10 protein-coding genes are annotated in these 14,510 nt (G+C 55.3%); all 10 read right to left on the reverse strand.

All coding sequences use genetic code 11. From position 1 onward, the window contains the following. Positions 1-7 precede the first annotated feature (7 nt). Entirely contained in the window at positions 8-1,945 is a 1,938-nt protein-coding gene (gene acs, locus RGW60_RS23020) for an acetate--CoA ligase (protein ID WP_322206779.1), read from the reverse strand. Between the two features lie 153 nt (positions 1,946-2,098). Continuing rightward, positions 2,099-3,763, reverse strand: a complete 1,665-nt coding sequence (gene pgi, locus RGW60_RS23025; protein WP_322206781.1) for a glucose-6-phosphate isomerase — start codon at positions 3,761-3,763, stop codon at positions 2,099-2,101. A 219-nt stretch (positions 3,764-3,982) separates the two neighbouring features. Beyond that, positions 3,983-4,363, reverse strand: a complete 381-nt coding sequence (gene panD, locus RGW60_RS23030) for an aspartate 1-decarboxylase (RefSeq protein ID WP_322206782.1) — start codon at positions 4,361-4,363, stop codon at positions 3,983-3,985. A gap of 2 nt (positions 4,364-4,365) precedes the next feature. Then, positions 4,366-5,217 (reverse strand): pantoate--beta-alanine ligase, encoded by an 852-nt coding sequence (gene panC / locus RGW60_RS23035; protein WP_322206783.1) that lies wholly within the window; start codon positions 5,215-5,217, stop codon positions 4,366-4,368. Further along, positions 5,214-6,014, reverse strand: a complete 801-nt coding sequence (gene panB, locus RGW60_RS23040) for a 3-methyl-2-oxobutanoate hydroxymethyltransferase (RefSeq protein ID WP_322206784.1) — start codon at positions 6,012-6,014, stop codon at positions 5,214-5,216. The genes panC and panB overlap by 4 nt, the downstream gene beginning before the upstream one ends. A 262-nt stretch (positions 6,015-6,276) precedes the next feature. Continuing rightward, a complete protein-coding gene (gene folK, locus RGW60_RS23045) occupies positions 6,277-6,756 on the reverse strand; it encodes a 2-amino-4-hydroxy-6-hydroxymethyldihydropteridine diphosphokinase (protein WP_407074128.1) in 480 nt (159 codons plus the stop codon). Further along, positions 6,753-8,168 (reverse strand): polynucleotide adenylyltransferase PcnB, encoded by a 1,416-nt coding sequence (locus tag RGW60_RS23050; protein WP_322206786.1) that lies wholly within the window; start codon positions 8,166-8,168, stop codon positions 6,753-6,755. The genes folK and RGW60_RS23050 overlap by 4 nt, the downstream gene beginning before the upstream one ends. Before the next feature lie 714 nt (positions 8,169-8,882). Next, positions 8,883-10,325, reverse strand: coding sequence for a sigma-54 dependent transcriptional regulator (locus RGW60_RS23055; RefSeq protein WP_322206787.1), 1,443 nt, complete (start codon positions 10,323-10,325; stop codon positions 8,883-8,885). Between the two features lie 23 nt (positions 10,326-10,348). Then, positions 10,349-13,303, reverse strand: a complete 2,955-nt coding sequence (locus tag RGW60_RS23060; RefSeq protein ID WP_322206788.1) for a sensor histidine kinase — start codon at positions 13,301-13,303, stop codon at positions 10,349-10,351. Between the two features lie 262 nt (positions 13,304-13,565). Continuing rightward, positions 13,566-14,453 (reverse strand): tRNA glutamyl-Q(34) synthetase GluQRS, encoded by an 888-nt coding sequence (gene gluQRS, locus RGW60_RS23065; RefSeq protein WP_322206789.1) that lies wholly within the window; start codon positions 14,451-14,453, stop codon positions 13,566-13,568. Positions 14,454-14,510 lie beyond the last annotated feature (57 nt).

Genomic DNA, 14,510 nt, shown 5'->3' on the forward strand with positions numbered 1-14,510 from the left:
CGTCAAGTCAGCGGTTCAGACGTTTATTAATCAGGTCTTCGACCACGCTCGGCTCGGCTAGCGTCGAAGTATCACCCAAGCTGTCGAGTTCATTGCTGGCGATCTTGCGCAGGATGCGACGCATGATTTTGCCCGAGCGAGTTTTCGGCAATGCTGAGACCCACTGAATAAAATCGGGCTTGGCAAAATTGCCAATCTCCTTAGTGACGTGCGCCAGCAATTGTTTCTTCAGTGCATCGTCTGCCTCAACTCCCTTTACGGGCGTGACGAACGCGTAAATGCCTATTCCCTTAATATCGTGGGGATACCCGACCACCGCAGCTTCGGCAATGGTGTCATGCAGCAGCAGAGCGCTTTCAACTTCCGCCGTGCCGATGCGGTGTCCCGACACATTAATGACATCGTCCACACGACCGGTGATCCAGTAATCGCCGTCGTCATCGCGGCGTGCGCCGTCGCCAGTGAAATAGTAACCGGGATAGGGCTTGAAGTAGGTTTCAACCAGGCGCTGTCGGTCACCATAAATACTACGGATCTGCCCCGGCCAACTGGCTTTGATAGCTAAAAGACCGTTGCCAGCGCCACTGATTTCCTTACCTTGCTCATCCAGTAGCACCGGTTGTACGCCAAACATCGGGCGCGTAGCGCAGCCGGGTTTGAGGTATTGAGCGCTGATCAGTGGGCTGAGCATGATGCCGCCGGTTTCGGTCTGCCACCAAGTATCGATGATGGGGCAGCGTTCTTTGCCGACTTTATGGAAATACCATTCCCATGCTTGCGGGTTGATGGGTTCTCCGACGCTACCCAACAGGCGCAGGCTGTCACGGGAAGTGCTTTGCAATGCTGCCGGGCCCTCACGCATTAGTGCGCGCAACGCAGTAGGTGCAGTGTAGAAAATATTGACCTGATGCTTGTCGATGACTTGCCAGAATCGCGAGGCGTCGGGAAAGTTGGGAGTGCCTTCGAAAATCAGCGTGGTCGCGCCGTTGGCCAGTGGGCCGTAAACGAGGTAACTATGGCCGGTGACCCAGCCTACGTCGGCGGTGCACCAGAAGACTTCACCGTCACGGTAGTCGAACACGTATTGAAACGTCATCGCCGCCTGGAGCAGGTAGCCGCCAGTGGTATGCAAGACGCCTTTGGGTTTGCCGGTGCTGCCCGACGTGTAGAGAATAAACAGCGGGTCTTCGGCGTCCATCGGTTCGGGCGGGCAATGGCTACTGATGCCACTAACGGCTTCGTGGTACCAGATATCGCGACCGGTCACCCAGCCGATTTCACCTTGAGTGCGTTCCACCACCAAAACGGTATGAACGTCCGGACAACCCAGCAGCGCAGTGTCGACGTTTTCTTTAAGTCCACTATATTTACCGCCGCGCACGCCTTCATCCGCGGTGATCACCATACGGCAGTCAGCATCTAGTATTCGATCACGCAGGGCATCCGGTGAAAATCCACCAAACACCACTGAGTGCACTGCCCCGATACGCGCGCAGGCCAGCATCGCATAGGCGGCCTCGGGGATCATAGGCATGTAAATACACACCCGATCACCCTTTTGTACACCACGGCCTTTGAGTACGTTAGCCAAGCGCCCAACGTTGTGGTGCAGTTTTTTGTAGGTGATTTCAGCGGACTCGGATGGGTTATCGCCTTCCCAAATGAGCGCTATCTGCTCGGCTCGGTCTTCTAAATGGCGGTCGATGCAGTTATAGCTGACGTTCAGCTCACCGCCCTTGAACCAGATGGCGTCTCCGGTTTTGAAGTCCGCCTGCTGCACCTGTTGCCAGGGTTTTGACCAGTATAGAAAGCGCTTGGCCTGCTCGGCCCAGAATGTATTCGGGCTATCAATCGATTGTTGATACAGCGTCTGATAGTCGTCTTCGCTGAGCTGCGCGGCAATACGCACGGCATTGGCGATAGGGAATTGGCTGATATCGAACATGGGCACATCCTAATTCTTATTGGCCTTACATTTCATCAGGGTGCGCTTTGGTGGGAATGGGTTCAAGGGGCATGGCGCCGCCGTTACGATGCGTCAGACAGCAAAAAACCCGCCGCTTTATCCAGGGGCGGGTTTTTCATTATCGGAGAAAGATCAGCCGCGATGACGACCACGGAAGTAATTGATCAAGCCTTGGGTCGACGCATCGTCGGCGGGCTCTTCGATGGAACCGGTTAAGCGGTTGAAGACGCCTTTACCCAATTCCTTACCCAGTTCAACGCCCCATTGGTCAAATGCGTTGATCCCCCAAATGACGCTCTGTACGAACACCTTATGTTCATACATCGCCACCAAGGCGCCTAAACGACGAGGGCTGATGCGCTCAACGACCAATGTGTTGCTTGGGCGGTTACCCGGGATCACTTTGTGCGGAGCAAGTTTCTGCACGTCCGCCTCGGCCATGCCTTTGTCGCGTAGCTCAGCCTCAGCTTCGGCGTGGGTTTTGCCCATCATCAGTGCCTGGCTTTGTGACAAGCAGTTGGCGTACAGCCACTGATGGTGATCGGCAACCGGGTTGAAGCTGACAATCGGCACGATGAAGTCGGCCGGAATCATTTGGGTGCCTTGGTGCAGCAACTGGTGGTAAGCATGCTGGCCGTTGCAGCCGACGCCGCCCCAGATAACCGGGCCCGTGTCGGTTGATACCGGCGTGCCGTCCTGGCGCACGCTTTTACCGTTGGATTCCATGTCCAACTGTTGCAAATGCTTGGTGATGTTGCGCAGGTAGTGGTCATACGGCAGGATCGCGTGGCTTTTTGCACCCCAGAAGTTCCCGTACCAAACACCAAGCAGCCCCAACAGCACCGGCATGTTTTGTTCAAACGGCGCGCTTTGGAAATGTTGGTCCATGGATGAAGCGCCGGACAGCAATTCTTTGAAGTTGGACATGCCGATGGCCAACGCGATCGGCAAGCCGATGGCTGACCATAGCGAGTAGCGACCGCCAACCCAATCCCACATCGGGAAGATATTTTCTTCGCGGATACCGAAGGCGACGGCTGCGGCGTTGTTGCTGGAAACCGCGATGAAGTGCCGATAAAGCTCTGCCTCTGAGCCACCTTGGGCCAAGTACCAAGCACGAGCAGCTTGTGCGTTCTTCAGGGTTTCCAGGGTGTTGAATGACTTGGAGGACACGATGAAAAGTGTGGTCTCGGCGCGAAGCTTCATCGTCAGTTCATGAAACTCACTGCCGTCGATGTTGGCTAAATAATGGCAGCGCACGCCTTTTTGCGCGTAGGACAACAGCGCTTCGGACACCAACTCAGGGCCGAGGAACGATCCACCGATACCGATGTTTACCACGTCGGTAATCGGTTTTTCGGTATACCCGCGCCATAAACCATCGTGGATACGGCCCACCAGGTCGGTGATTTGATTAAGCACTTTGTGTACTTCGGGCATCACGTTGACGCCGTTCACCGACAGCTTGTCGCCTACTGGTCGGCGCAGCGCGGTGTGCAAGGCTGGACGACCTTCGGATGCGTTAACGATTTGGCCGTCAAACAGCGCTTTGATTGCGCCCTTGAGGTCGACTTCGTTGGCCAGATTTACCAGTAAATTGCGGGTTTCAGGAGTGATCAGGTTTTTAGAGTAATCGAGGAACAGCCCACAGCTACTAAGGGTGAACTCATTAAAACGCTGCGGGTCTGCACTGAACGCTTCACGCATGCTGAAATTCTGCATGGTTTTACGGTGTTCGGTCAGCGCGTGCCAAGCGGGTAGGGTGGTCACGTCGAGAGGAGTGCGGTAGTACGCCATCGCTGCGGATTTCCTTGTACTTAAACTGCCTTTTGGGCACTAAAAAAGCCCGGACGGGATTAATAATCGAAGCACGATTGCTAAGCGCATCCAGGTAGCCGAACACTAACCCCAGTCTGCTCGACTGTCTGCGCTTTGCCTGACCGTTACTCGGTACTATTTCGTACCTCTGTCGCCGGGTTTTCCAGTGGGTTGTGGTCTGTGATTGTTTTTAAACTATCAGGCTACCTGTACCGGTATGGCATTGCTCGTGTGGCTTAGTTCATTGCCGGGCGCCATGTACAGCATGCGCGGCTTGAAAGTGATCAATTCGACTTCACTGTAATGAGCATAAGCGGCGATGATGACACGATCACCTACTTTCGCTTTATGCGCTGCGGCGCCGTTGACTGAAATCATTCGCGAGCCCTCTTCACCTCGAATGGCATAGGTGGTGAAACGTTCGCCGTTGTCGATGTTGTAAATCTGGATTTGTTCGTACTCACGAATTCCCGCAAGGTCGAGCCATTCGCCGTCGATGGCGCAAGAGCCTTCGTAGTCGAGTACCGCGTGCGTAACCTCGGCTCGGTGCAACTTGGCCTTGAGCATGATTGCGTGCATGTTTATTCCTTGGTCAGGTGCAAGTTGTCGATCAATCGGGTGGAGCCTTGGTACGCAGCGGCCATAATCACTAAATCCTGATCTTCGGCGCAGGCGTGGCGCAAGGTGGATGCTTCGCAAATTTCCATATAGTCAAGGCGAAAATGGGCCGCTTCAATGAGCGTCAGCCCTTCAGCACGCAAGCGGTTAAAGTCTTTTTCGCCATTTTGGATGCCGTCGGCGATTAGCTTGATGGCGCGGTACAGGGCTGGTGCCGCAGCGCGTTGGACCTCGCTAAGGTACATATTGCGCGACGATAGCGCTAGGCCATCGGTGGCGCGCACCGTTGGTTCGCCAATGATCTGTATAGGCATGTTTAGGTCGCGAACCAGTGCTTTGATGACCGCCAGTTGCTGAAAATCTTTTTGGCCAAACACTGCTAAATCAGGCTGCACCATGTTGAAGAGTTTGCTGACGACGGTGGCCACGCCGTCAAAATGACCGGGACGACTGCCGCCGCATAAGCCTTCAGATAGATGCGGGACGCTAACTCGGGTCTGGTTGTTCATGCCATGGGGGTACATTTCATCCACCGAGGGCGTGAACAGCAAATGGCAACCTGCTTGCAACAGGGTTTCCTGATCGGCAGGCAAGGTTCGCGGGTAAGTCGCAAGGTCCTCGTTAGGGCCAAATTGCAGTGGATTGACAAAAATGCTCGCCACCACGAAGTCAGCGCGTTGAGCGGCTTTGAGTACCAATGCGGCGTGACCGTTGTGCAGGTTGCCCATGGTTGGTACAAGCCCGACGCGTTTGCCTTCACTGCGCGCCCGAGCTATTGCAGCGCGTAGCTCGCGCACGGTTTTTACTGTGTTCATGCGGAAAATCCGTGTTCTGTTGCCGGGAAACTCACTTCTTTTACCGCAGTGACATAGGCCTGTAACGCCGACTGGATATCCGGCTGTCCAGTCATGAAGTTCCGGACGAACTTGGGCACTCTGCCGGTGATGGAAAGGCCGAGCATGTCGTGCAGGACCAGCACCTGGCCGTCGGTCGCGTTGCCTGCACCAATGCCGATCACCGGCACTTTGACCGCGTGGGTGATTTCCTGTGCCAATTCACTCGGCACGCACTCGAGCAAAATCATCGCCACACCTGCTTGCTCCAGGGCGATGGCATCAGCGCGCATTTGCCGAGCTTGGGCTTCCTGACGGCCCTGCACTTTATAACCACCCAAGATGTTCACCGATTGCGGGGTCAGGCCCATGTGTGCACACACAGGAATACCGCGCTCGGCCAACAACTTGATCGACTCGGCTAACCAGGCTGCGCCCTCGACTTTGATCATGTGCGCACCAGCTTGCATCAACTGCGCACTGTTGGTGAAGGTCTGCTCGAGCGTGGCATAGGCCATAAAGGGCAGGTCGGCGAGAATTAGCGCGCCTTGGTTACCGCGTTTAACGCAGGCAACGTGATAGGCCATTTCGGCATTGGTCACTGGCAGGGTGCTGTTGTGGCCTTGCAAAACCATGCCTAGCGAGTCGCCGACCAGCAATATTTCGACACCGGCCTGGCTGACAGCGTGAGCAAAGGTCGCGTCATAGCAGGTCAGCATGGTGATTTTTTCACCTTTCTGCTTGAGGCTTTGCAAGGTCGTCAGGGTTATGTCTGGCATGAAAAAAATCCTCGTTCAGGCGCTGTGAAACTACTGCGAGCAACGCATGAGATCATCTGGAAAAACAGGCACACCGTCGTATGCGGTGTTTTGCAAAGGCCTGATTCGCGCCCTTTTGCCATGTGATCGGCAGCGGGACGCCTATCTTCGTGATGAGGGGGCGTGAAGTCAATTACAGGTGTTACCGTTTGAGCAGGTGTTACCGCTTATGGATTTCGGGCGGTACCGTAGTTGTCCCTTAGCGCAGAAGTTTGTAGAACCGCTAAAGATGTTCCAGACCAACGAAAGGGCAGTCTGCCAGCAGTTGATCAAGGGAGCGGCCGTCGGCCAATTGCAGGTGGGGCGCGAGTTCAGACAAGGGATACAGGACGAAGGCGCGAGCATGCAGGTGGTAGTGAGGGACTTTGAGTCTAGGTTCGTCTATTAGCCGGTCACCGAAGACGATAATGTCCAGATCCAGCGTTCTTGGACCCCAGCGCTCATGCCGCTCGCGGCCCTGATTACACTCGATAGCCTGTAACGCATCAAGCAATGCCAGCGGCTCAAGCGCCGTATTCAGGGCGGCGATGGCATTGGTAAAGCGCGGCTGGCCGGGTAGTAGCGAGTCGCTGGCATAAAACGACGAAACGCCGACCCATTCGCAAGATGGCAACTGCTCCAGTGCTTTGAGGGCAAGGCGCAATTGGTCGGCCGGGTCAGACAAATTGCTGCCCAGACCAATATAGACGCGTTCCACGATCAGTCGCCTGAGGTAAGCGGCGCGTCGGAGGCATTGCGTTTACGCTTGCTGCCACTGCTGCGACGGCGTTTGCGCGGGGCTGCACCTGTTGCGTCGGGCTTGTTGCCCAGGTCGCGAATCATGTTGCGGCGCTCGCCTTCGTTGCTTTGCTGATAATCGGTCCACCAGTCGCCAAGGCCTTCGGTTTCCTCGCCTGCGAGTTCGCGCAATAGCAGGAAATCGTAGCCGGCACGGAACCTGGGGTTATCGAGCAACAAATCTGCGCGTTTGCCGGTACGCCTTGGCAGACGCTCCTGCATGTCCCAGATCTCACGGATCGGCATGGTAAAGCGTTTGGGAATGGCAATCCGTTGGCATTGCTCAACGATGAGCTCGTGCGCCGCTTCTTGCATGGCCGGAATCGGCGGCATACCGCGTTCCTGCAAGCGAAGGACTTTAGCTGGCAGCGCTGGCCAGAGCATGGCGGCAAACAGGAAGGCCGGGGTGACCGGCTTGTTTTGCGAGATACGTAGATCGGTGTTAGCCAGGGCTTCACTGATCAGCGTATGGGTGTAGGTCGGGTTCATTTCTAGTGAGTTGGCGCTGGCCGGGAATAGCGGCTCGAACAGCTCAAGATCAACCAGCATCTCAAACGTGGGTTCGGCATAACCGGACAAAAACAGCTTCAGCACTTCCTCAAATAGACGTGCAGAAGGAATATCGCGCAGCATTGGCGCTAACTGTTGAATCGGCGTGGCGCTGTGTTTTTCTATACCGAAATCCAGCTTCGCAGCGAAACGCACCGCACGCAGCATCCGCACCGGGTCTTCTTTGTAGCGCTGCTCGGGATCACCGATCAGGCGGATCAGACGATTGCGAATGTCGTGTACGCCGTTGGCATAATCGAGAACGCGTTCAGTGACGGGGTCGTAATACAACGCGTTGATGGTGAAGTCGCGACGTTGGGCGTCCTCTTCAAGGGTGCCGTAGACATTGTCACGCAGGATGCGTCCGCTTTCGTTGCGTGAGGACTGATTGCTGTCCTCTTCTTCATCATCTTGAGGATGATTGGCGCGGAACGTCGCGACCTCAATTATTTCTCGGCCGAAATGAACATGGACCAGTTTGAAGCGCCGACCGATTACTCGGGCATTACGGAACTCGGCACGTACTTGTTCCGGCGTGGCACTAGTGGCAACGTCGAAATCTTTTGGTGTGATATGCAGCATCAAGTCCCGCACGCAGCCGCCGACCAGATATGCCTGGTAACCGGCGGTCTGCAAACGCTCAACGATATTTACCGCGTAACGACTGAACTGGCCGCGCTGCAGCGAATGTTGGCTGCTAGTGAGCACTTCAGGCGTAGTACGTATGTGTTGCGTTTGTTGCGGCCGACGCAATGGGGAGCGGAATGACTGGAACAGCTTTTTCAGCATGGGATGCACTGTTTAAAGGAATATTCGGCCAAAAACGAGAATGACCGCATGATGGGCGGGGATTCTAGCATTTAGTCAGGGGATGGTGTAGGAAGCTGCACAAGCGGCTGGCGTAGTCGGCGCCAGGTGGTAGGGGGAATAGCAGAAGCTACTGGGGGAGCCGAAGCTCCCCCAAAGTTGTTTGCGCTTTTATTTTTATTATTCACTCGGGCTTTTTGTTTTTATTAAGTGCCCCGTTCTCGGGCTTTCGCCTGCGAACCTCCCAAATCGGGAGTCAAGAGCAAACGGATTGCTTTGGTCGCTGCGTTGCAATGATCATTCGATCCAACCAGTTCAGGCGCTACCTTGGGGTAGTTTTTATAATTCTCAGCCTGGTCATGGGGCAAGCCCCAAATACAACTCCTCTCCAAAAGAATCAGTTAGCTGCGCCTCCGCCGTCTTGTTTTTATTATGCGTGAGCCGATTCGTCTTATTTTTATTGTGTTGTTTACACTGCTTTTTATTGTTCTTGTACTAGAGACATAGCAGGAGCTGTGCCAACTTTTAAAAATCCTTTAAAACCGGGGCGTGGGGCGAAATCGAGAGTTTTAACGGGCGTTAAAAAACCGGACTTTCGTTACCTTAAGACCCGGCATTTGTTACGTGATTGATCGGGGTAACAGTTGTTTGGAGCATTCGAGCAGCACGGGCCAGAGCCTCGCGCGCTCGTACTACTCAGCTTTCACTGGCGACACTGGTTTTGCGCCGTGGAATACCTAAGCGCTGACGGCGTTCCCAGAGACATTTACGGCTGACGCCAAGCTTGCGGGCCAGTTCTGTTTCGGTCATATGGTCCTGATGCTCGAGCACGAAGTGCTGGAAGTAGTCTTCCAGCGACAAATCTTCAGTGGGCTCATGACTGGTGGCGCTGGTCGAATTCTGCTGCGGACCCAAACCGACGAAATCCTCGTCATCCAAATCACTCAGCTCGATATCAATACCCAACAGTTCGGCGGAGATTTCCGGGCTCTCGCACAGGATCACGGAGCGTTCGACTGCGTTTTCCAGTTCTCGAACATTACCCGGCCACGTGTAGTGACGAATTGCCTGCTCGGCATCGGGCGCGAACTTCAGGTCCGTGCGGCCAACCTTGGCACTTTGTCGAGCCAAGAACGAATGAGCAATTTCCAGAACGTCGGCGCCACGTTCGCGCAGCGCAGGCAATTTCAGAGCAATTACGTGCAGGCGATAATACAAGTCTTCACGAAACTGGCCGACTTTGGCCAAACTCTTGAGGTCGCGGTGAGTTGCAGCGATTAGACGCACGTCGACTTTTTGCGATTGCACCGAACCGACACGGCGAATTTCACCTTCCTGAAGCACTCGTAGTAATCGCGCCTGGGCTTCGAGCGGGAGTTCACCGATCTCGTCGAGGAACAGCGTGCCACCGTCCGCGGCCTCAACCAAACCTGCGCGGCCAGCGCTGGCTCCGGTAAAAGCACCTTTCTCGTGTCCAAACAGTTCAGATTCTATGAGGGATTCCGGTATCGCGGCGCAGTTGACCGAGATCATCGGTGCCTTGGCCCGTTTGGACAGGTTGTGCAGCGCGCGTGCCACCAGCTCTTTGCCGGTGCCCGACTCGCCTTGGATCAGCACATTGGAATCGGTTGGCGCTACCTTACGGATCTTGACGTACAAATCCTGCATCGGGGGACATGAGCCGATAATACCGATTTCGCCGTTGCTGTTATCCACCACGCCTTTATCGGACACGCTAGCCGGCTTCGCGCCTGCGGCCGAAAGTTCGGCTTGCAGGCTTTGAATCGTTTGCCTGTCGCGCAAAATGCGCGCAACGGCCTGGAGCATTTCGTCGTGGTCAAAAGGTTTGGCGATGTAATCAACCGCGCCCATTTTCATTGAGTCTACGGCAGAGCGCAGGCTGGCATAGCTGGTCATGATCAGGACGGGTTTGCCCTGACCGAGCTTGATCAGTTCAGTGCCAGGCGCACCGGGCAGGCGTAGGTCGCTGACGATCAAGTCAAACGAGGAGATGCTGAAACGTTCCTGTGCTTCCTGCACTGAACCGGCTTCGCTGACCTGATACTGATTTCGTTCAAGGAGGCGTCGCAGGGCCGAGCGAATAATTGTTTCGTCTTCGACGATCAGAATGTGAGGCATGTGATTCGATACTCTCGACGGTCTCAGTTAGTAGCGGACGTCGCTTCGACATGACGCGGCAAAGTCACCCGGATACGGGTGCCGCGTTGATGCTCGGGGTCGGCCGGGCTGTCGATGGTGATTTGTCCATAATGCTCTTCAACGATGGAATAGACCAGTGCAAGGCCCAGTCCGGTGCCTTCCCCCGGGTCTTTGGTCGTGAAAAACGGTTCGAATAATCGGTCCATGATTGATTTTGGAATCCCACTGCCTTCGTCTTCTACGATCAGATCGACCGTGTGTTCGGAAATTTCTGTTTTTACCCGCACGGCGCTGCCCGATGGTGAAGCGTCACGGGCGTTGGTAAGCAGGTTTATCAACACCTGCGCGAGTCTTTGTGGGTCTCCGTCCACCCAGTGTTCCGGGTTGCACAGATTGAAGAATTGCACCTCGTAATTGCGTCGATTCAGCGCCAGTAAACCGATAGCATCTTGGGCTACTTCAGCCAGGCATACCGCTTCGTCGGAATGTTGGTGACCGCCGGCATGAGCAAAGCTCATGAGTGACTGAACGATGCGTGAAACACGTTTGGTCTGTTCAAGAATCTGGCTACTGATTTCCGTCAGTTCGCTGTCGTCTTCGCGTTCTTCGCGCAGATTTTGCGCCAGGCATGCGATGCCGGTAATCGGATTACCAATCTCGTGGGCGACGCCCGCTGCAAGGCGACCGATGCTGGCCAAGCGCTCGGAATGCACTAGCTTATCTTCAAGCATCTGGGTATCGGTCAAGTCTTCAACAAGCAACACCAAACCGCTGTTACCCGGCGCGAGGGGTTCGTCGATGGCGGCTTTGTGCAGGTTTAACCAACGTGTCTGGCCATCCAGCCCGAGACGTTGTTTGTGCAAGTGTTCGTCAGGCAGGTCAATAAAGCCCTGCAGCAGTTCTTTCCACGGGTCGGCGATTGTTTCCAGTCGAGAGCCCACCACTCGCTGCGCCCCGATGCCGGTTAACTCTTCCATGGCTTTATTCCACATCAGGATTTCCTGATCCTTGGCCAGTGAGCACACGCCCATGGGCAATTCCTGCAATGTTTGGCGGTGGTAGCGGCGCAACGCATCCAGTTCGGCAGCCAGGCCTGTCAGCCGTGAGTGATAGTCCTCGAGACGACTTTCGATGAAGTGGATGTCTTCGGTGACATAGTTTTCACTGCCGGATTTGTATGGCAGGAAGGTTTCAACCATGTCCTGTGCGACGCTCGGTCCCATCAATCCCGAAAGGTTGGCTTCGATCCGATCACGCAGGCGGCGCAGTGCGTAAGGGCGGCGCTCATCAAACGGCAGGTAAAGGTCGCGCAGTGCTTGTTCGACTTCTTTTTGTGCGGCTTTTGCGCCCAGGGGTTTGGCCAATTGCGTGGCGAATTCCTGAGGGGACGCAGCGTGCAACTCTCGCCGTTGCGGACGTCGCACGTTATCCACAGCGCAGGCTTCGGCGGCGCTGGCTTCTTCCGGGCTGGCGTCACTGAACAACGAGATCAGGGTGAAAATCAAAACGTTGGCCGCCAGTGAGGCGATGGCTGCCATGTGCCAACTGGTGTCGTCAAGCACGTAGATCATGTTCAACATCGGGATATAAAAGCCGTGGAAGTTGCCAATCAAGGGCAACAGCATGCTCACCATCCAGACACCGATCCCCGCTATCAGCCCGGCAATGAAGCCGCGACGGTTAGCGGTGGGCCAGTACAGCACCGACAATACCCCAGGCAGAAACTGCAACGTGGCGACGAAGGCCACGATGCCTAAATTCGCTAAATCCTGCTGTTTACCGAGTAGTAAGTAGAACCCGTAACCCAGCATGATGATGGCGACAATCAAGCCGCGACGGGTCCATTTCAGCCAACGGTAAATATTGCCTTCGGCAGGCGGTTGATACAGCGGCAATACCAAGTGATTGAGTGCCATACCCGATAAGGCCAGCGTAGTGACGATGATCAGTCCGCTCGCCGCTGATAAACCGCCGACATACGCCAACAATGCCAATGCTTTGCTGTTGGCGGCGATACCGACGCCTAACGTGAAGTACTCCGGGCTGGTCTGAGCGCCCAGTTTAAGTCCGGCCCATAGAATCAGTGGCACTGCCAGACTCATCAGCAAAAGGAACAGTGGCAAACCCCAGCTGGCGCTGACCAGCGAGCGCGGATTGAGGTTTTCGGTGAAGGTCATATGGTACATATGCGGCATGACGATGGCTGAGGCGAAAAACACCAACAGCAGCGTGCGCCATGGGCCTTCTTGCAGTGGGGTGTGAAGCGCGGCGAGGGCGGCCTGGTTTTGCAGTAACCACTGCTCTAACTGCGTCGGGCCGTCGAACACCCCATATAGGGCGTACAAACCTACGCCGCCCATGGCCACAAGCTTGATGACTGATTCGAAAGCGATGGCGAATACCAGACCCTCGTGTTTCTCCCGAGTCGCAATATGTCGTGAGCCGAAGAAAATTGTGAACAGCGTGATCAAGGCGCAGAAAGCCAGCGCAACACGGTTCTGCACGGGTTCGTGGGTCAGGATACCGATAGAGTCTGCGACTGACTGAATCTGCAAGGCGAGTAACGGCAACACGCCGATCAGCATGAAAATGGTGGTCAGTGCGCCGGCCCATGTGCTGCGGAAACGAAAGGCAAACAAATCCGCCAACGAAGACAGTTGGTAAGTACGGGTAATCTTGAGAATCGGATAGAGCAGTACCGGTGCCAGCAGAAACGCCCCGGATACGCCCAGGTAGCTGGATAAAAAACCGTAGCCGTATTGATAGGCCAACCCCACAGTGCCGTAAAACGCCCAGGCGCTGGCGTATACGCCAAGCGATAGGGTGTAGGTCAGCGGGTGGCGAATGATCCAGCGTGGGACTAGGCCACGCTCACTGACCCAGGCGACGCCGAACAGCACCAGCAAATAGGCGGCGCTGATCAGTATCATCTGGGTCAGGCTAAAGCTCATCGGCATCTCGTTGACTCTGCAGGATAAAGGTCACGACGATCAGAATCAGCCAGAGCAAATAGGGGCGATACCACGCGCCTGTTGGTTCAATCCACCAGTCCATAATGGCTGGGGAAAACAGGTATATCCCTACCACCAGGAGCAGGACCAATCGATAGATGTACATGCTGGCCTCACTAAAAAGGTCGGGCGATGGTACTGGATGGCGGCGAAGCTGCAAGCGGCGTTTTACGGGCTGCCATCGCGGCACTGCGCCGAAGGCTCTAACTCAGCTTAATTTAGCTTCTTCAAGGCTCTGGATTCTTGGGATCAAGGTTGCATCCCACTGCTCGATTCCCCACTTCAATACCTCGCGAGGGCTTGCGTAGTTAAGCCCATCGTCCGTTGGTTGGCCCAAGGCCCGTAAAGCACGAAGCAACAACAAGGTCGCTTGATCGTTTTGCAGCGGCGCAGATCGATACGATTTGCCTAGCTTGTTGCCGTCTGGTTGGGTGATCAGAGGCACGTGCAAATAGCGAGGTTGTGGCAGGCCGAGCAGCTCCTGAAGATAGAGCTGGCGGGGGGTAGAATCGAGCAAGTCCGCGCCACGAACAATATCGGTAATACCTTGCCAGGCATCGTCAATGATTACCGCCAGCTGATACGCATACAGACCGTCGCGACGACGGATAACGAAATCGCCGACATCGCGTCCCAAGTGTTGGGCAAAGAGGCCTTGTACCCGATCCTCAAAACGATAGTCCAGTTCGGGTACGCGTATGCGTATTGCGGCGTTTTCAGTAGTGTGTCCGAGGTTGCGGCACCTGCCGGGATACACCCCATTTGAGCCTTCCAATTGTTTGCGCGAACAGGTGCAGGCATAAGCCAGGCCGTGACTCAACCAGCGACGGATGACCTGCTCGTAGTCTTCGTGCCTTTGGCTTTGGCTGATCAGTTCGCCGTCCCACTCGAATCCGTAGCTTTCCAGCGTTCGCAAAATAGCTGTTTGCGCGCCAGCGACCTCGCGCGGGGGGTCAAGGTCTTCCATGCGCATCAGCCATTTTCCGCCCACCGAGCGGGCGTCGAGATACGACGCCAGTGCCGCAACCAATGATCCGAAGTGCAGATAACCGCTGGGAGTTGGCGCAAAGCGCCCGATATATGAGGGGGAATTCATGGTGCGATGGTAATGGAACAGTCAGCAATGATATACGGGATATTTGCGCTCCAGAAC

The sequence above is a fragment of the Pseudomonas sp. AB6 genome, assembly GCF_034314105.1.
GTDB lineage: Bacteria > Pseudomonadota > Gammaproteobacteria > Pseudomonadales > Pseudomonadaceae > Aquipseudomonas.